The 17,598-nt window shown below is 32.9% G+C and carries 20 protein-coding genes, 2 other RNA genes and 1 riboswitch; of the genes, 2 read left to right on the plus strand and 20 right to left on the minus strand.

Annotated features, from left to right (window positions below; translation table 11 throughout):
* Positions 1-166 precede the first annotated feature (166 nt).
* The 15 genes from U860_RS0101765 to U860_RS0101840 all read right to left on the minus strand — a co-directional run bounded on the left by U860_RS0101765 (position 167) and on the right by U860_RS0101840 (position 14,579).
* Positions 167-1,714, minus strand: a complete 1,548-nt coding sequence (locus U860_RS0101765) for a hypothetical protein (RefSeq protein WP_025147172.1) — start codon at positions 1,712-1,714, stop codon at positions 167-169.
* Positions 1,715-1,806: 92 nt separating this feature from the next.
* On the minus strand, positions 1,807-2,859 hold the full coding sequence (locus U860_RS0101770; protein ID WP_025147173.1) for a glycosyltransferase family 4 protein: 1,053 nt from the start codon (positions 2,857-2,859) through the stop codon (positions 1,807-1,809).
* Positions 2,856-3,656, minus strand: coding sequence for a glycosyltransferase family 2 protein (locus U860_RS0101775; RefSeq protein WP_025147174.1), 801 nt, complete (start codon positions 3,654-3,656; stop codon positions 2,856-2,858). The genes U860_RS0101770 and U860_RS0101775 overlap by 4 nt, the downstream gene beginning before the upstream one ends.
* Positions 3,631-4,845, minus strand: a complete 1,215-nt coding sequence (locus U860_RS0101780) for an O-antigen ligase family protein (RefSeq protein ID WP_025147175.1) — start codon at positions 4,843-4,845, stop codon at positions 3,631-3,633. Before U860_RS0101780 ends, U860_RS0101775 begins: the two co-directional genes overlap by 26 nt.
* A 3-nt stretch (positions 4,846-4,848) precedes the next feature.
* On the minus strand, positions 4,849-6,285 hold the full coding sequence (locus U860_RS0101785; RefSeq protein ID WP_025147176.1) for an oligosaccharide flippase family protein: 1,437 nt from the start codon (positions 6,283-6,285) through the stop codon (positions 4,849-4,851).
* A 61-nt stretch (positions 6,286-6,346) separates the two neighbouring features.
* On the minus strand, positions 6,347-6,985 hold the full coding sequence (locus U860_RS0101790) for a sugar transferase (RefSeq protein ID WP_025147177.1): 639 nt from the start codon (positions 6,983-6,985) through the stop codon (positions 6,347-6,349).
* An 18-nt stretch (positions 6,986-7,003) separates the two neighbouring features.
* The gene (locus U860_RS0101795; protein ID WP_025147178.1) at positions 7,004-7,624 is read right to left on the minus strand and encodes a CpsD/CapB family tyrosine-protein kinase; all 621 of its coding nucleotides are present in this window, start codon (positions 7,622-7,624) and stop codon (positions 7,004-7,006) included.
* Positions 7,611-8,354, minus strand: a complete 744-nt coding sequence (locus U860_RS0101800; protein ID WP_025147179.1) for a Wzz/FepE/Etk N-terminal domain-containing protein — start codon at positions 8,352-8,354, stop codon at positions 7,611-7,613. Before U860_RS0101800 ends, U860_RS0101795 begins: the two co-directional genes overlap by 14 nt.
* Positions 8,355-9,548, minus strand: a complete 1,194-nt coding sequence (locus tag U860_RS0101805; protein ID WP_025147180.1) for an acyltransferase — start codon at positions 9,546-9,548, stop codon at positions 8,355-8,357.
* Between the two features lie 330 nt (positions 9,549-9,878).
* Positions 9,879-10,019 carry an FbpB family small basic protein gene (locus tag U860_RS31045; RefSeq protein WP_002171219.1) on the minus strand — a complete coding sequence of 47 codons (141 nt, stop codon included), beginning with the start codon at positions 10,017-10,019 and terminating at the stop codon, positions 9,879-9,881.
* Between the two features lie 186 nt (positions 10,020-10,205).
* Positions 10,206-11,072, minus strand: a complete 867-nt coding sequence (locus tag U860_RS0101815; protein ID WP_002171218.1) for a 5'-3' exonuclease — start codon at positions 11,070-11,072, stop codon at positions 10,206-10,208.
* Between the two features lie 134 nt (positions 11,073-11,206).
* On the minus strand, positions 11,207-11,932 hold the full coding sequence (locus U860_RS0101820) for a cation-transporting P-type ATPase (protein ID WP_025147181.1): 726 nt from the start codon (positions 11,930-11,932) through the stop codon (positions 11,207-11,209).
* 348 nt (positions 11,933-12,280) lie between these two features.
* A riboswitch (M-box (ykoK) riboswitch) is annotated at positions 12,281-12,446 on the minus strand.
* Positions 12,447-12,645: 199 nt separating this feature from the next.
* Entirely contained in the window at positions 12,646-13,032 is a 387-nt protein-coding gene (locus tag U860_RS0101830; RefSeq protein WP_025147182.1) for a DUF350 domain-containing protein, read from the minus strand.
* Entirely contained in the window at positions 13,029-14,264 is a 1,236-nt protein-coding gene (locus tag U860_RS0101835; protein WP_025147183.1) for a glutathionylspermidine synthase family protein, read from the minus strand. Before U860_RS0101835 ends, U860_RS0101830 begins: the two co-directional genes overlap by 4 nt.
* A gap of 3 nt (positions 14,265-14,267) precedes the next feature.
* Positions 14,268-14,579, minus strand: a complete 312-nt coding sequence (locus tag U860_RS0101840) for a hypothetical protein (RefSeq protein WP_025147184.1) — start codon at positions 14,577-14,579, stop codon at positions 14,268-14,270.
* An 83-nt stretch (positions 14,580-14,662) separates the two neighbouring features.
* Between U860_RS0101840 and U860_RS0101845 the strand changes: the two genes are divergently transcribed.
* Entirely contained in the window at positions 14,663-15,112 is a 450-nt protein-coding gene (locus U860_RS0101845; protein ID WP_025147185.1) for a hypothetical protein, read from the plus strand.
* A gap of 54 nt (positions 15,113-15,166) precedes the next feature.
* Here the strand turns inward: U860_RS0101845 and ssrS (U860_RS32605) are convergent.
* From ssrS (U860_RS32605) to U860_RS0101860, 5 genes are all read right to left on the minus strand, one after another.
* Positions 15,167-15,350: non-coding RNA, 6S RNA (gene ssrS / locus U860_RS32605), on the minus strand.
* 21 nt (positions 15,351-15,371) lie between these two features.
* A non-coding RNA gene (gene ssrS, locus U860_RS32610) (6S RNA) lies at positions 15,372-15,554 on the minus strand.
* Between the two features lie 116 nt (positions 15,555-15,670).
* Positions 15,671-16,504 (minus strand): sulfurtransferase, encoded by an 834-nt coding sequence (locus U860_RS0101850; RefSeq protein ID WP_025147186.1) that lies wholly within the window; start codon positions 16,502-16,504, stop codon positions 15,671-15,673.
* 2 nt (positions 16,505-16,506) lie between these two features.
* Positions 16,507-16,779 (minus strand): DUF2533 family protein, encoded by a 273-nt coding sequence (locus U860_RS0101855; RefSeq protein ID WP_025147187.1) that lies wholly within the window; start codon positions 16,777-16,779, stop codon positions 16,507-16,509.
* A 28-nt stretch (positions 16,780-16,807) separates the two neighbouring features.
* Positions 16,808-17,269, minus strand: a complete 462-nt coding sequence (locus U860_RS0101860; RefSeq protein ID WP_025147188.1) for a GNAT family N-acetyltransferase — start codon at positions 17,267-17,269, stop codon at positions 16,808-16,810.
* Between the two features lie 71 nt (positions 17,270-17,340).
* Between U860_RS0101860 and U860_RS0101865 the strand changes: the two genes are divergently transcribed.
* Entirely contained in the window at positions 17,341-17,595 is a 255-nt protein-coding gene (locus U860_RS0101865) for a DUF3931 domain-containing protein (RefSeq protein ID WP_000369740.1), read from the plus strand.
* The last annotated feature ends 3 nt before the right edge of the window (positions 17,596-17,598 follow it).

Raw genomic sequence — 17,598 nt, forward strand, 5'->3', positions numbered from 1 at the left:
TTTGGACCTATATTTGGTAGTAGTATTCCAAAAAAATAAAAAGCTTGTAGTTTGATAATATCAAACTACAAGCTTTTTTTCATTCCATGGACTACACTCCCTCTTTTAAATCGAATTCATTACATCACCTAATACTTGTACAAAGCTTTGCAAAGAATAGAATATCTCAAGTTATTTTACTCGTAATAAGCTGACCAGCTTCATTTATAGTAACTTTCCATTTCACTCCACCAGAAGTCTTCATAATCACACCTTTACTCGCTTCTAGTTCAATATCTCCAAACATTCTTCCACCAGTTGTCGCCAACCAAGCATTCCCATTTTCCATAGAAGACCTTGCAAAAATACGATTAATTCGAAAACGCTTATGGTCTTGAGCATAACCGCTTAATGTAATTCTTACTTTATACAGCTGACTCGCCTTCATATTCGATATAATTGTATCCCCAACATTTAACGGGACATCCGATGCAATAACCCAACTTCCATTTGCACTTAATACATATTCAATTTTAATTTTCTTAGGACTCTCTCCCCATCCAAAATACATCCCAAAACAATTCAACATTTTTATCGGATTTTTTGTAAAGTCCAGTTCAATAACAACTGGATTACTATACGGAACATCAATATAATTTACACTTTGTTCATCTATTAAATTAAAACAATTAGCGATACTTCCTCCGTACGGTAATTTCCCACTTACTTGCTTAACACTATACTTCTGCTGGGCATTTACTAAAATATCATCTTGATTCCCTATTAAATGTGGTTTATTTAATGTCAATGGTAACTGAATTCGAAGTGATTCCTCATAGGTAGACGTACAAACATTATATTGTCCCATATCTACAATAGTTGTTGAAAGTAAGTTTGAAAAAAGATAATTACGATAGGAATTAGAAGAAAATTCAATTACTATTGGTTCACTACTCATCCGGTACGTATCCCAAATCATACAACCAAATGTATTATACGCACCCGAGCAACGAATTACTTTTTTCGTTTGTTGCCTACATTGTACTTGAATATCCTGAAATGTATTTCCTGAACTTTCATTTGGTAAATCACTATTTCCATCGACTTCTATTCCATACTGACAACCATCAATAAAAATTGATTGAAATACATTTGCATTTATCCAGCAAGGGGTATTAATGTCATCTACATATTCTGTTTTCAAATATATTGCGGTTTGAAAGTTTTTAATTTGAATAAAATTAACTTGAAAGAAACTAATATAATCCCACGCTTTTTGACAATAAAAATGTATAGCTATTCCTTTATATGACGGCGTTACATTTATTATATTTATATTTGATATAACAGATTGATTAGGTATTTCTATTTGTTGTGATCCAGAAACATAAATAACAGGGGATTGAAATACCGGATTTACAACTTGAATGGTACCACCATTTATAGAAGCATTATTTTGTAGTTCAAACGCAGTAAAATCCCCATCAATTTGCACTGTTACAGTAGGATCCAACTCTAACCTTACATTTGATTTAATAACGATCGGATTTAAAACTTTATACGTATTTACTCCTGTAATTCTCACCGTCGAAATCCGATTCGACACACAATAATCAATAGCTTGTTGAATTGCTAATGAACTATCATTCACTAAGTTCGGAACGGCTCCAAAACAATCAATATGAACACTACTTCCTGGTGCACAATTTTCTTGTGATGAAATATATTCTGACAAAATAAATTCACTCCTCATATTGCTCTTTTCATATCATATGCTGTTTTCTTCTTAAGAGTTTCTGTAATAAAAAAAACAAACAACCTCTATGGTCATTTGTTTAATTCATATATACCTTTTGTTTCTTCTACCATTTTAGTTAACGAGAAATATACTTCTGCTTTTTCTCGTGCGTTCACTCTAATATCATTCACCTTTTCTTCATTTTCCTGTAATTCCTTAAGTGCATCTGCAAATAAATAATCGCAATATTCAGGTATCAACACACCCGATTCTCCATCTATTATCGCTTCATTTATTCCTCCGACATCTATCGAAACAATTGGTGTTCCGGTAGCCATCGCTTCAATTACTACCATTGGAAACACTTCACGAAAAGATAATAAAAGTAACGCATCCATATTTCCGATAAACTCATGTGGCTCTGAAATATTCCCTAGCATCTTTACACTTTGTTGCAAACCATATTTTTCTATTTCTTCCATAATAGATTCTTTCTCTGGTCCATCACCAGCAATGTAAAACAAAAAATCTTTTCTCGTTCTCAACACATTTGCAATTTCAACAAATAGTTGATGGTTTTTTTCCTTTGATAATCTTGCTAATATACCTATCTTATAAACAGATTCTTTCTTTTTCTGTTGGAATAAAAATTTTTCAATATCCACACCATTATAAATTGTTCTTATCTTTTCTTCAGCTACACGAATTGAAATTAAATTATTCTTTTCAAACTCACTTACTGTAATAATATTATTCACATATTCATTCATGAAGTAACGAAAGACCCTTGGTATTTTCTTTTCTAATATGGTTACATTATGTTTCGTATACACGACTTTTATCTTTCTTTTAATAAACTTTTGAAGTATGAAAGCATACAATACCATTCGCAAACTATTCGCATGAATGATATCTATCTTTCGTTTATAAATTTCTTTTCGTAAGTAATATATATTTCTTAAATGATTCGATCGACTAAGTAAAATAAAATTTTCTTTTCTAGCAAGAGATTGATATAATTCCCCTTCGCCTGCAGCTGTATAAATTGTAAAACTCTCGCATTGTAAATTATTTTCTAATTTACAAAAGTAACTCTCGGCTCCCCCAGTTATCAATTTATCTGTCATCAACAATATATTCATAATCTTGTCTTCTCCATTACATTAATTTTATTTTTTCTATAAGCATGATAAGCATACTTACTAAAATAAAAGAAAGTTTGCACTAAATTAAGAGGTTTTTGCGCTCTTAATAACTTCCAATAACGGAAAGCCGCTCTTATTTTATTTCTTGAAACGGAATTTGTAACAATTCGATATTTTGCTAACATTTGCTGTATCCCGTTCGCTTCATATCCTTTATATAACAATTCTAGCCATAACGCTGTATCTTCAGGCTGTACGCTAGGCATTTCAATATAAGGGACTTTCTCACGATCAATCATCACCGTTAGACACCCAATAATTGTATTTCCCATTAAATAATGATAATCAACGGATTTCGGTACGTTCACCTCTCTATTCAGATCATCACTATTTTCATCTATTAAACTATAAGAGGTATACGAAAACGCAACATTTGTTTCTTCCATAAATAACAATTGCGTCTGCAATTTATTCGGTAGCCAAATATCGTCACTATCTAAAAAGGCAATATATCTTCCTCTCGCTTCTTTAATCGCCATATTTCGAGCTTTAGCAGCACCCATATTTTCATTTAATGATAATAACCGAATTCGTGAATCCCCTTCTATCATCTCTTTAATCTTTACAGCTGAGTGGTCCGTTGAAGCATCATCAACGATAAGCATTTCCCAATTTTCATAAGATTGACTCTGCACAGATGTGATTGTCTCACCTATAAAACGTAGACTATTATAAGAAGGTGTTATTATAGAAACTCGAGGCGTCTCGTTATGTACTGATAGACACTTTACCATCTATCGTTCCCCTTCCTTCATATATTGAAATGTATTTCATAACAACTGCTAAAAATAGAAAGAAAGCTTCGTTAATAATAAGTGACAATGAGATCATCTGAAATAAAAATGCAATCATAGTCAATAAAAGATATGGCTTTTCACGGAACAAGTTATACTTAGTCAACTTCACCATTAGAATACATAAAAAAGCACTGTATAAAAGGAAACCAATTGTACCCGATTCAGATAAAATTTCTAAAAATGTATTGTGCACATATAGTTTTTCATTGAACTGATACTCATAATAATTCGAAAAATTAAACGCACCGATACCGATATATGGATTAGATAAAAAATATTTGAAAGCAGCTTCCCATAGTGTAAATCTGCCACTCCCATTATCGTGCGAAAAATCAGAAATCCGATTATTCAATATATCATCTAGTTCTCCACCCATTAATACATTCGATAAACTAGAAACAACAACACTAAACAATACTAAACCCATTATTAGTTTTACTTTTTTAGCAAAACTGGACATGCATACATATACAAAAATGACGAGTACAATCGCTAAAATACCACCTCTTGAAAAGGTTAATAAACTCGTTGTAACACATAGAATCAATCCTATTAGATTGGTTATATTATTTAAATTAGTCATATAATACATAAAAAATATTGTATTATAAAAAATAAAGATATTGGGATCATCTAATAATCCGATTAATCTTGGATACCCTCTATCTACTAATAATCCAGCATAAACCTCTCTCTCTTCTCCGCCATGTAATCCAAAATGTTGTAATCCGACTATATAGAGTATGAGACTCACAATATTAAATATTAAGCCTACATAGACAATGGCTGACTCGAGTACTACTATTTCGGTGTTACCCAATAAATTCCTCATAATAAAATAACACCCTAAAACAAGTAATACGCCAAAAATCATACGAATACTAGCGCTTAAATATATAGAAAGAATGCCACTTAAACAATAGATGAAATAAAACAGCAAAAATACAACTTCATGAAAATATAGCTTTCGAATATAAAAATCTTTAATTGTTAAACAAAAATAAATGACTAGAAAAATCATGTATATCTTCAAAGAAAATCCGATATATATGTTGTATTTACTTAACATAACAAACAAGATTAGAAGAAAAATCCATTTCATCGAAATTTGCATATTATTTTCCATAGGCTATATCCCCTGCTTCGTAATATAATCCTTTTCTCGTGTTTTTCTTATAAATGAAAGAATAAGTTTTTTTAACTCATAATCATATAGGAATATACCAACTACTACGATAAACGTATTAAGAACAAGTGCAATCAAATTATATGTCTGTAATACATATTGCACCCCCATAAAAGTTACCCCAAAATAAATTGTATACGGTATTACAATTTTGAATACAATTTTTTCCCTCACTACACTTACCGCTATATATCCAATCAAAGCCACTATCTCAAATAAAACCATCGCATAAGCCGCTCCTCTAACTCCACCAATGCTACTGAAGCTATATAGCATAATTCCTCCAATCACTAAAGCAACACACTGTACAGCAGTTCTTTTCTTTTGACCTCCACTCGTTGTCAAACCATCTGCAATAGCAATATTTATACTTTGTAACACAATAAGAAAAGATAATATTTGAAGTGGCTCTACTGCATTACTCCATTCCTCATGAAAAAACATAGAAATAAAATAGGGTGCTAAATTATATAAACCTATCGTCATACAAATTCCCACGACCGCCATTGATTTTATTTGAAGCATATTTAATTTCGTATGCCCCTCTATATTATTCTGGTTATAATGTTTAAAGAGCACTGGGAAAAATGCCCCTGCAATTACCCCTGGCACTTGATATAAAGCTGCTGGCATCCGATAAGCAACCGCGAATACACCTACCATACTTAACGGTAATGTATAATTGAGTAAGATGGGTGCTAATTGTGGCGTACTCATTATTAAAAAACCACTAACAATAAAAGGACCTAATTGCCAAAACAATCCTTTATGAATTACTACTTTCATATTAATGTTCGTCTTTTTTCTCATAACGTATATGCTAAATAAACCACCAATCATATAACCAAAACCATATAAGCGAGCTGTTATATACACTGGTAATTCTCCGAAAATGCAAAAGCATGTAATTATAATGACAACTGATGCTGATACAACTTTAATTAGTGCTATATATTTCATACGTTCCATAAGCTGAAAATAGGCAATCCCTATATTTTGCCATGTGAGGCCTATTAACATCAGAAACATTACGTTTAACATCATATAAATTAAATCCTTATCATCGTACACATAATGAATAGTTATATAACCAATTACAGAAATAAAAATAAGAAGAAGCATCCTTATTTTTATGTATGAAGATACAATCTTCCCTAAATCTACTCCATCCTTTGCTCCTTCTCGAAGAAATGTATTACTAAGCCCTAAATCTGTAAAAAACAACATTACAAACGTAAATGCTATCGCAACACTAAACATCCCATAATTTTGTGCATTAAAAAAGTTGGCTAAAGCAATTAAGCTAATGGCTTGAAGAAGATTAGCTAAAATCGTACTATAAAATAGATGTACAATATTATTTAGAATGGATCTACCCATACCAGTTCTCCTTTGCATGTAACCTACCTATATTTGTATACAATTATATTTACTATGTTTTTTATCTTGCACCATTCCCATTCAATACAATAAAAACTGTCTTACATAAAATACGAATATCCATCCTAATCGTTTTCAATTCCACATATTCCATATCCAACTTCAACTTTTCTCTCGGATCAAGATTATATCCTCCATTTATTTGTGCCCATCCTGTTAGCCCTGGTTTCACTAATAAACGGTTCTTGAATTCTGGAATATTAGCTTCAAATTTTTTATAAAAATACTCTCTCTCTGGTCTAGGGCCAACAAAAGACATATCACCTTTTAAAATATTTATAAGTTGTGGTAATTCATCAATTCTCGTTTTTCTTATAAACAGTCCAACCTTTGTAATTCTCGGATCGTTTTCATTTGCCCATTGTGGTCCGTTCTTTTCAGCATCACTAACCATCGACCTTAATTTAAATAATTTAAATCCCTTTCCATCAATCCCCAATCGTTCTTGAAAGTAGACTGGAGACCCCGATGTTTCTAAAGCAATCAAAATACAAAAGAACAACATAATTGGTATCGTTAATAGTAACAATATGAGTGAAAATATTACATCAAACAAGCGTTTTACACTTCGATTCAAAATGCTATTCTTTTCTTGAGCCGGAATAGTATACAACTTAGCTTGATTTGTTTCACGAATCATGGATCGTTACCCCCAAATTCAAGAATATAAAACTATACCTAGCAATTCACATTCTTTCCGCTTTATGTCCGCGATTACTTTTTGTACTGCACTCAATGAATCTTTTCGTTTTTTGACTACCAAAATTACTCCATCACATTTCTCCGCAATAATATGCGTAACAGGAAGCTCAAATACTTCAGACGAATAAAAGAAAATGTAATCAAACTCTTCTTTCCACTTGTCTATTACATTATCAAATTCATCCATAGCAACTAAGGGCGTTCCAATATGTACAGTCTTTTTTGCAGGAATACAATATAAGTATTCAGAAAGATCACTAGAAAAAGATTCATAATTTAAGGTAGAAGAGCTTATTATATCGTTTACTGTTGTCATATGATTACTTTGTAACAATAGATGCAGCTTAGGATCAGAAAAATTCACATCGACAAGTAACACTTTTTTCTTCATTTCCGCAAAAACTAATCCCATATTTACTATTAGTAAAGCAACAGCGTCTCTATCCTTAGTCGAACTAACTGTGAATACTTGTTTTCCCGATTTTTTCAACTCATGATATACAGTATAAAATTGCTCTTTCATTACAGCATCATGCGGATCGAACTTCAGCTGTTTCTTCCTCTTAAACATCGACATGTTCACCTCCATATATAGATGATTGCGTTTCAACTTCTGTAGATTTTCTCTTTCTTTTTGGCTCCATATTTATGTGACCAATAACAGAGACTGTTGTTATTTTCTCTAAATCCTGTTCCACATATATACGATCATCAAAATAATCCCGAAGTACAGCTAAACCAATGCCAACAAAAAAACTAACAATTAAAGAGATAGGAATAATAAGTTGTAATTTCGGAAACAATTTCTCCGCTTTTTCCTGTAACTCTGGACTAATCAATATTTTTACGCCCTGTACATTCGTATACTGTTGAAAGCTTTTTTGAGATTGTTCTGCCAATGTCTTTACAATCTCTTTAACGACTTGAGGATCTGAATCTTTTACTGTTACAGTAACAATTTGCGAGTTGTCCGTATTCACCACCGAAATTTTTTGTGCTAATTCATAACTTGATTGTTCTAATTTTAAAGTGTTTTTTACTGTCGAAATAATTAGTGGACTTTTTAAAATATCAACAAACGATGTTACGAGTTGCTTATTTTCTTGTGTTTTATTCGCTGTATTCTCCTTATTAAACTCATCTAAATTCCCAACAAGAATTTGCGTTGAATATTGATACGAAGGCTTTAGCACATACATAGAGAGAAGAACTAGAGAAACGGTTAAACAGCACATCGTCAAAATGATCGTTATAAATCTTCTTTTCAGTAACTGTTGAAAATCTTTTATACTCATTTCTTGCTTCAATTATTTCACCGCCTTTGTCTGAATAATGTCCTGTAAGTCATTTTCTACATTTAACTCTTTCTTCTCTATATCCGTTCGCTTTGTTACATACTTTCCGACTTTGAATGCAAATTTTTCTACAAATACATACGAAATCGTTGCAAGTATAAACGACATAATAAGCGACATAATTAAAACAATAGGTAACGGTAATATTTCATGGAGCACGTATATAAGAGAAAATAAAGATATGATGTGGTATAAATAAAGACTGTAAGAAATCTTCCCCAAATATAACAAGTATTTATTATGCAGCAAGGACGACAAAGTTGATATTGACAAGCTTAATATGACAAATAGACATGCACTTATCGCTACTACGTAGTCTCGAAATATAAAATTATTGAGCACTTTAATTCCTCCAATAAGCCCTTCATACATAAAAAGTAAAATCGCAAATAAAAACCATGCAATTTTCGTGTTTTTAGTACAATTACTATAAAAAACTATTAAATTATTTTTATACTTCGCTACTAGTGCTCCTAGTAAAAACAGCACTGTGTAATGCAGCGTTAATGCATAGCTTGTTAATGTTAAACTCGAGCGAAATAAGAATAATATCACGACAGAACATATACTAAAACTAAACAATGATAGTAATGAATATCTTACTGTGTTTCGTAAACAAACCATCAAAACTAACGGAAAAATTATAGATATTCGCATTTCATGTACAAGTGACCAAATCACGCTGTTATATGTATCTGTATTATATTTCCCAACCAAGAAAACATGTTGTGCTATTAGGCTTAAAGAACTTTCAATCGTCCATGAACGATTAAACCATACACTTAAATAAGAAATACCATATTCACTAATTGTAGCCTGGCATATAATAGCTATACTTATTGCCACAAGATATGGAATGTATATTCTGCATATACGTTTTAAAAGGTATGAAGCATAACTACTATAGTTATTTTGAATGGATCCATACAAAACAAATCCACTCAAAACAAAAAAGATAATAACAGATTCGTTACCACTACTAAAAATAAGACGTGCAGGTGTTTCTTTTAATAGATATACAACAAGTGGTTTATTATCTTCATAACTGTAATTTTGAAATGCTGAGAAAATCATCAAATGATGACCAATCATTACTACCAACGAAGAAATTCCTCTTATAGAATCCAGTTCTTCATGCCTCTCCATCGTTTTACATCAACTCCTAATGAAATGATAATAATCATTTCAATGCGACATCTTTATTCATATTCCTCTCCTTTCTTTTCATTCCAATTTTTCATATTAAAATGATTTTATAGTATAAATTTGAGTGTATTGTAACATTTCTTGTAATATTTTGGATATACAATCCCAAAAATTGGTATATGCCAATTTTAATCTCGAAAAATGAAAAATATTGATAGAAAAAAACTATAAATATACCTTGCATATTTATTAAATTTATAAGGAGAATAGATTTTTTTGAATATAAAATAAAAAAAGATAGCCTTTAAAGGCTACCTTTCTTTATTTTATTTAATTATTAGCACCACTATATGCTACATGGCGTTTCTCAATTCGTTCTTCAATCTCTCTCATATTTTCTTTATTAGTTAGTAGGGATTGTTTATTTTCTATTAATAATTGTTTAAAGGATTTTCTCACTTTTTTTCGCATTTTCATTTTCCTCCTTGGGGGATGGTTTATATAAAAGATAAGGAATTATCTGTGTGTTCTTATAATAATTGATTGTTGTGAAATCTATTTGAACTTCATATGAAAACCGAGTTTATTTTCTGACAACTTTGTGAACAAAAAAGAAAGGTAGATCAAAAATATATTTGATCTACCCTTCTATACTCTTTAAAGCATATTAATTAATATTTCAGGTCTTCCCCAATTCATTTCGTTGCAAACGAATCGTAGCTTTTCTTCATCCATTGTGTGTAATCCTTCTTCTAACGAGCATGTAATTGGAACTTCACAATGAATTTGCGCTAATTGTAAAGAGATATTTAAGTTCTCCAAATCACTTTCAATTTTTGTGCGCTGCGCTTTTGTTAATGATGCTATATTTTCTAGTACAGCTGATACTGTTCCGTGTTCTTGAATAAGCTTATACGCTGTTTTTTCACCAATACCTTTTACACCCGGATAATTATCACTTGTATCTCCCATGAAAGCTTTCGCATGAACAATTTGCCAAGGTTCTACACCTTTCTCTTCCATGATTTTCTCTGGTGTGTAATACTCGTAATTTCCAATTCCTTTACGAAGAAGCATAACTGTAACATTCGTATCAACAAGTTGAAGTAAATCTGTATCACCTGTCAAAATATAAACTTCCGCTTCATTGCAATATTGTTTTGCAAGCGTACCGATACAATCATCCGCTTCGTAACCTTTCATACCGATGACAGGCATAGATAATTTCGCAGTCATTTCTTGCACTAAATCAAATTGCGGAATTAATTCCTCTGGCGGTGCTGCACGATTCGCTTTATAATTCGAGAACGATTCCGTTCTAAATGTCGTACTTCCCATATCCCAGCACGTTACAATGTGCGTTGGTTTGATTGCTTGTGTTGCTGTTAATAAATGCTTCATATAACCATGAATCCCATTCGTCGGGGTACCATCTTGTCGTTTCATAAATTGTCCATAGACACTTGTTGCGTAAAAAGCACGAAATAATAGTGCCATACCATCAACTAACAATACTTTTTTCATAATTCCTCTCCTACTAACAAAAAATAATAACCTCACGTTATCACGTAAGGTTATATAAATAGATTACCATTCTACGTTTTTGTTCAACTTTGTCTATTATACATTGTTTTTGTATATTTAGCATCATTAACACCTTAAGACGTTCTACCACAACAAGTATGAAGTATTCCTGAATACGTATTTTTACCTGTTGAAACAACGACAGCCTTTGCATTGCCACCAACAATATACGTACCTTTGAAACAAACATTTTCAAGCTCCAGTGGATTATAGTCTTTCATCCGTTTTAATGGAATAAATCGTTTACGTTCAATATGATAGCAACTTTCAAATTTCTCAATACTCGCATCGTTTCCTGTCAGCACAGATTCATTTACTAATAAATCATTTGCATAAATAATACGTACATCTGCCGGTACTGTATCACCTTCGGAAAGAAAAATCATATCTCCAGGTACAAGCTCTTGTACTGGTAGCTTCATCATTTTCAATTCATTGTTTAGCCCTGTTACGTTACAGCCTGCTACTCTAGAAACAGTAACTGTTTCACATTGTGATTCATCATTCACATTTTTTTTTGAAAGACCTGGAATCATTCCACTTAGCTTTATCATCACTTCTGCAAGAAGCGCTCTTTTTGAAATTAATTCATTTCGACCGTATACTTGAATACGTTTCTGTGCTTCTTTCACAGGTAGGCCGTCTCTTGTTGTTTTAAAATACGCAAATACAGATTTTACATCTCTTGTTGCAATTTCAATTAATAAATCTTTATTTTTTTGGAGCATTATTTGTTCTTTCATTGGTTTTTCACTTGGTTTATATGACGTGTTACCCACAGTTTTATTTGCATATAACATATTATCGTCTCCTCCTTTATAACATAGGAAGAAACGCTTTGTTTCTCGATTTATCCACTTTATCGTGAAAGTGTCTAGCGCTTAACTACTCGAATAAACGCTACATTATGATAAATATAGAGGGAGGAACAAGTCGTTTCCTGCCTACATCATATAATTTTGCTTTGAAGTATATGGGTAACGGAACCGAGTCAGAATTTGACATGTTCCTCACCTCCTCGTGTATTTTATAGTTATAATCTATACTATGAAATTACTCATAGCTTGGTAACAAAAAAGACCCCACTCATAAGAGAGCAAAGGTCATTACATGCACAAATAAACGATTCCTAATATAATTAGAAATCTATGGACCTCTCCCTCGTCGAGCTTTAGCACTGTATAGCATAGGTATATTACCAGCTACGTTAAGAAAAACCTTAATTCGATCATTCCTGTTGACCCATTGGCGTCTCTCGACATTTTTGGGCAGTAGCATTTCTCTATACAGGAGCCTCACCTAACAGAGACTTATTTTAATTACATAGAAAATGTTACTCTTATTTAAAATAGATGTCAACACTTTGTATGGAAACTTTTCCTTATTACAACAACTAATTCTAATGTAGTACGGTAATATACATCACATTCATCCTTCGACTATTTAAATTAATCGAACATATTTTTCAAGAATTAGCGAACAATAAAAACCTTACGTTTAAAACGTAAGGCTTTTAATATGTTACACAGCCAGCAATTACAATTCCAATTGAAAGTGATAAAAACATAAGGAAAAGACCGACTGCCTGATTATCTTCTTCCAGACTCTTACTAATATTGAAACGTGGTGTAAGCCATTCCGCTAAATAATAGACAACAATTTGTGCTAAAATCCCAACTGCTCCCCATGACACCATATCAAGAAGTGAAATAGAATTAGCAGCCGTTGAATATAAAACGATAGCAAGACCAAGTAATCTTCCTCCAAGTACGTAGCTTACCGCTTTATTCCCTTGAGCCATTAACTTAAATTCCTTCACTTTCGTTGTCACTTCCATAAGGAAAAGACCGATACATAAAAGTACAAGTGATACTGCTAAGTATAGTAAAAAATTAATCATTTATTTTCCTCCTTCTTAATACCTACCGGTAAATAATACGATTCATTCCCCGTAATTTTTTCCCCGGCACGTATACCGATACTACTCGCTTTTCCAGCAATTAAAAATGACCCAAACACATACGATAATTTTTCAATTCCTTTTTCAGTTTCCAAAAATACAACTGGAAGATCTATATATTTTTGAAATATAGGAAGTGACGATTTATACGTTTGATGTACATTTCGAATCATAATGTTTGTATCCTTATCACGAATAGTAATCGTGTCACCCTCCCTACCGAACGATGGCTTTTGAACGAAAGAATCTTTCCCTAAAAACAAATTTGGTTCTAAATATGTAGGTAGCATATATTCCGTAATCCACTGTTGTTCCTCTCTTGTATAAAAAGCACCTTCTTCTGCTAATCCCCAAATAAGACATTGAATGGATTTAGGCTGAAGTAAAAAAGCTGATACAGGATTTATAATAAAAAGCTTCTCTTCCTTTACAAGTTGTAAAAGTTCTACTCCTACTAAATCCCCTGTCTCAGGATCTTGATCCTCAATCAAATCTTCAATTGGATACGTTTGGCGATACAGAACATCAATTGGCATTCCATCTCCGTCCACTAAAGCATCACCTGTAATTCTAAGCTCTGACATTGACATCACTTTATTTTCAACATGACATAGTTGACTCAAATACATAGTCGTATTCCAATCTTCTATATGTTCATGATGAGCTGTAAAAACGACATTTGGATTTTTTATTCCTTTTGCAGCTTCCATTACGGCTTTTGTAATACCAGAAGAAAGTAAACGCTCTTGATTTGTATTCGGATCATCATAGTCTAGTTGTTCGCAAACTTTCCCATTCATTTGAAAGCATTCCACAATAAAAGTTGGCGTATCACTATTAAACTCAAGCATTTTAATACGATTATCTTCTGTTAAGGCAAAATCAAATCGTGAAATAACAGCTTCAGGATACCTACCCTTCATTCTAATAAAAGGCAAGCTTGCCGATGGAAAACCAAGTTCAAGAAGCTGTTCATTGGATAAATTCCGTAGAAGTCTAGCGGTCTTAAAAAATATTTCCCCCATTCGTTCAGTTGCTAATTGTAGTTGTTTCATAGTTTGTTCTGTTATCGGAAAAACATGAAACAAACTATACTCACACTCATATAAATCCGACCAAAAATGCGGATAATTTGAATAAAACCCTTTTCGTTTCTTTATGTATTGCGACATCTTTTATCCTCCAAATCCACCCTTTGAACCGCTTCCAATACCACCTTTAAATTCTGCCGAAGATTGATAAGATTTAAACTCTGATGAATTTTTGAAAGTGGATTTATTTTGATAGTATTTACCACCATAAAAGTAATGCCCACGATACCCTGAACTACTGTCATCACACTGCCAAACACCAAGTTCATCATCCCAATCCCAATCAGAACAACTATTATCATTCGGTTCGGGCGGAATATCTTGCGCACAACCAAATAGAGTCCCCGTCATTAATGACGTCAAGACACTACCTACAAGCCATTTCGTTTTTGTCACCCTTGCACTCCCCTTTTTAAATTATATTTCTATTATATAAGAAGCCATGATAAAGTAGAAGAAAAAGGAAGAAGAGGGATAAAATGCGATTAGAATATCGACTCAATGATGAAACTAACGGGTATCCTGCTTTATGGAACTATACAAACATTTCTATTTCTGAAATCGTCGCACGCATGACTTGTGAATATTTTATAAAAGATGAGAATACGTACGTTGTTACTGCCACTTCAGTAGATCCAGACGGAACGGGAGTTATATATATTCAAAAAGAAGTTTTTTCTAACGACCCTTCAGATCCTACATACTCCCACATAGGTTTTGAAATTAGAGAACTACAGAAAACGAGTTCCATTATAATAGAAAGTAAAGAAATATGGAATTATGAAGAGATCTTACCGTCTCTCCATTCAGATATTATATATATCCAAAGAGATGGAAGACATATGGAATTCACCCTAGATTCAAGAGAAATTGATGAAGACCGCAAGTGCTATATTTATTATGGAAATTTCACAGGTGAATCGAGATAATATGTACATATTTATTCAACAAAAAAACCTTACGTATAAAACGTAAGGTTTTTATATAGCCCCACATATGCCGTTATCTATAGATGTCCATAAACCTGCTCTCACAGGTGGATGTTCTCACAAATGTTTGTAGCTTCCTTCTTAAAAAGATGGCCTGCTATCTACATTTAAATATTGAACTTCCGTATTATACTTATTGGTTTAAGACATACACAAGCTACGTACACCGTAGGAATTTTATATAATGTTAGTTGAAATAAGACCCCCGCACGTGCCGTCCCTCGTAAATGTCCAAAAACCCGCTACTCGCAGGTGGATGCCCTCACAGTTACCGTATATCTTCCTCCACAAGGAAGGCTTGATAATGGTCGCTAAATATTGAGCTTCCGTATAACTAACATCGGTTTTAGACATAAATAAGTTACGTACACCGCAGGATGTATTATTTACTTGTCGTTATATTATCACATTGTTTCCAATGTGTAAAATATAATATTTTTCAAGCAATCTCTTGCTTGTGACCTTATTTTAATACAAATTATTTTTGCATGCAAGTGGTTAATCTTCTTCTTTTGCAATTTGATTTTCTGGATAAGAAATCCAATCACTCCAGCTACCTGCATACAATTTAACATTTTGAAAACCAGCTAATTTTAATGCAACTATGTTCGGACATGCTGTAACACCAGAGCCACAATATACAATTGTTTCCTTATCTTTCGAAAGATTTTTGAAACGTTCTTGTTGCTCAACCTCATTTTTAAATTGTCCTGATTCTAGAATTCCATCTTTCCAAAAATAATTTACTGCTGTCGGAATATGCCCTGCCTTCGAATCAACGAGTTCTTCTACACCAGCATAACGTTTTGGCTCTCTAGAATCAATTAACGTAATATCTGCACCTGCATGAATATTTTCTCTGACCGTTTCCATCGTTACAAGCATATTATCTTGTATGTTTGCTTTGAAGGTTTTTCGTGCAACAACAGGAATTTCCGTTGTTGTATGTAATCCATTCTCTTTCCAAGCAGGAAACCCGCCATCTAGTATATATACTTTCTCATGTCCTACATAGTTTAATAACCACCATAAACGAGAAGCCATTGCACCAGCTTGACTATCATACGCAATCACTGTTGTATGTTCATCAATCCCAGCTTGTGAAAGCTTGTCTGCAAACTGCTCTACATTTGGTAATGGATGACGACCACCATGCTCAATTACAGGACTTGATAAATCTAAATTTAAATCAAAATATAATGCATGTGGAATATGTTCTTCCTCATACTTCTCTTTACCCCAATTTGGATTCGCTAAATCAAAACGACAATCGACTATACGGACATGTTCATCTTCTAAATGCTCACGCAACCATTCGACTGTAACAATCATCCTTAACGCCCTTCTTTCTCTTGCGTGCGATCTACATACTCCATAACCATATCTGCTGTAACAAGTTTACGCTGCGGTGCAACGCCGCGTTTTGCAAGGTCATTAATTTGCTTTGTTACCATATTTATTGCATCAACTGAGAAATGTTTTCCATTTGATGCAAGTGCGATTGCAGCCTCTATTGCTGCTTCACGTTGCGCATCTAATTGCAAAAATATTTTTACAATTTCATTTTGTTTACGAGAATGTGCTGTAATTGCTTTATGTACTTCCATCTTCTCTTTCCCCCTAAATAATTTATACTTATTTGTTTAATTCCATTGCAAGCCGAATCATATCACGACATACAATTCCATTTTCAATAATCTCTTCTTCATAATGCTTCGAAAAGTAATCAAAATCAATAGAAAAAATCCGAAATCCACATTTTTGATATAACGCAAGTTGTGAAACGCTAGAATTACCTGTACCAACTTCAAGCTTGTACATATTATATTCTTTAGCAGTTTCTATTGCATGCAACAATAACTTCTTACCAATACCTTTTCCTTGCATATGTTCTACAATCGCAATATTCATAAGTTCCATTGTCTTTGGTCTTGTTTCCAAAAGCACATATACACCGATAACTCTTTCCTCTTGTTTAGCTACATACATAAGTCCTCTTTGCACATATGCATCAATTTGACGTTCACTTGGATCAGCAAGGAGCAATAAAGATTTCGGTATAGCTTCTTTCGAAATACGCTCTATTACAACAGACATAAAAATTCTCCCTTCCCTATTGTTCTAATCCCTCCTTGTCTACCATAAGTAATAGAAAGGAGGGATTCACCATGGACAACAATGAGAAAAAATGCAACGTCATCTCCATTGATGGAAAGAAAAAGAAGAGCGACACATATTCCTATCCAAAATTAGTAGTAGAAAACAAAACATATGAATTTTCTTCATTCGTCTTATGCGGTGAAACACCAGACGGCAGACGATTAGTTCTTACCCATATGATTTCTACTGATGAATTTGCAGGGTTCGTAAAATCTCTAGATACTGTACTACAAAAGAAAATTGAACGAATCTTTTTTTCATAACGA

This window comes from Bacillus sp. H1a (assembly GCF_000633475.1).
GTDB lineage: Bacteria > Bacillota > Bacilli > Bacillales > Bacillaceae_G > Bacillus_A > Bacillus_A paramycoides.

Bases quoted from the DNA above. Each gene is read 5' to 3' on its own strand.
- U860_RS0101770 (WP_025147173.1), bottom strand. From the start codon at position 2,859: ATGAATATATTGTTGATGACAGATAAATTGATAACTGGGGGAGCCGAG.
- U860_RS0101775 (WP_025147174.1), bottom strand. From the start codon at position 3,656: ATGGTAAAGTGTCTATCAGTACATAACGAGACGCCTCGAGTTTCTATA.
- U860_RS0101780 (WP_025147175.1), bottom strand. From the start codon at position 4,845: ATGGAAAATAATATGCAAATTTCGATGAAATGGATTTTTCTTCTAATC.
- U860_RS0101785 (WP_025147176.1), bottom strand. From the start codon at position 6,285: ATGGGTAGATCCATTCTAAATAATATTGTACATCTATTTTATAGTACG.
- U860_RS0101790 (WP_025147177.1), bottom strand. From the start codon at position 6,985: ATGATTCGTGAAACAAATCAAGCTAAGTTGTATACTATTCCGGCTCAA.
- U860_RS0101795 (WP_025147178.1), bottom strand. From the start codon at position 7,624: ATGTCGATGTTTAAGAGGAAGAAACAGCTGAAGTTCGATCCGCATGAT.
- U860_RS0101805 (WP_025147180.1), bottom strand. From the start codon at position 9,548: ATGGAGAGGCATGAAGAACTGGATTCTATAAGAGGAATTTCTTCGTTG.
- U860_RS31045 (WP_002171219.1), bottom strand. From the start codon at position 10,019: ATGCGAAAAAAAGTGAGAAAATCCTTTAAACAATTATTAATAGAAAAT.
- U860_RS0101815 (WP_002171218.1), bottom strand. From the start codon at position 11,072: ATGAAAAAAGTATTGTTAGTTGATGGTATGGCACTATTATTTCGTGCT.
- U860_RS0101820 (WP_025147181.1), bottom strand. From the start codon at position 11,932: ATGTTATATGCAAATAAAACTGTGGGTAACACGTCATATAAACCAAGT.
- U860_RS0101830 (WP_025147182.1), bottom strand. From the start codon at position 13,032: ATGATTAATTTTTTACTATACTTAGCAGTATCACTTGTACTTTTATGT.
- U860_RS0101835 (WP_025147183.1), bottom strand. From the start codon at position 14,264: ATGTCGCAATACATAAAGAAACGAAAAGGGTTTTATTCAAATTATCCG.
- U860_RS0101845 (WP_025147185.1), top strand. From the start codon at position 14,663: ATGCGATTAGAATATCGACTCAATGATGAAACTAACGGGTATCCTGCT.
- U860_RS0101850 (WP_025147186.1), bottom strand. From the start codon at position 16,504: ATGATTGTTACAGTCGAATGGTTGCGTGAGCATTTAGAAGATGAACAT.
- U860_RS0101855 (WP_025147187.1), bottom strand. From the start codon at position 16,779: ATGGAAGTACATAAAGCAATTACAGCACATTCTCGTAAACAAAATGAA.
- U860_RS0101860 (WP_025147188.1), bottom strand. From the start codon at position 17,269: ATGTCTGTTGTAATAGAGCGTATTTCGAAAGAAGCTATACCGAAATCT.
- U860_RS0101865 (WP_000369740.1), top strand. From the start codon at position 17,341: ATGGACAACAATGAGAAAAAATGCAACGTCATCTCCATTGATGGAAAG.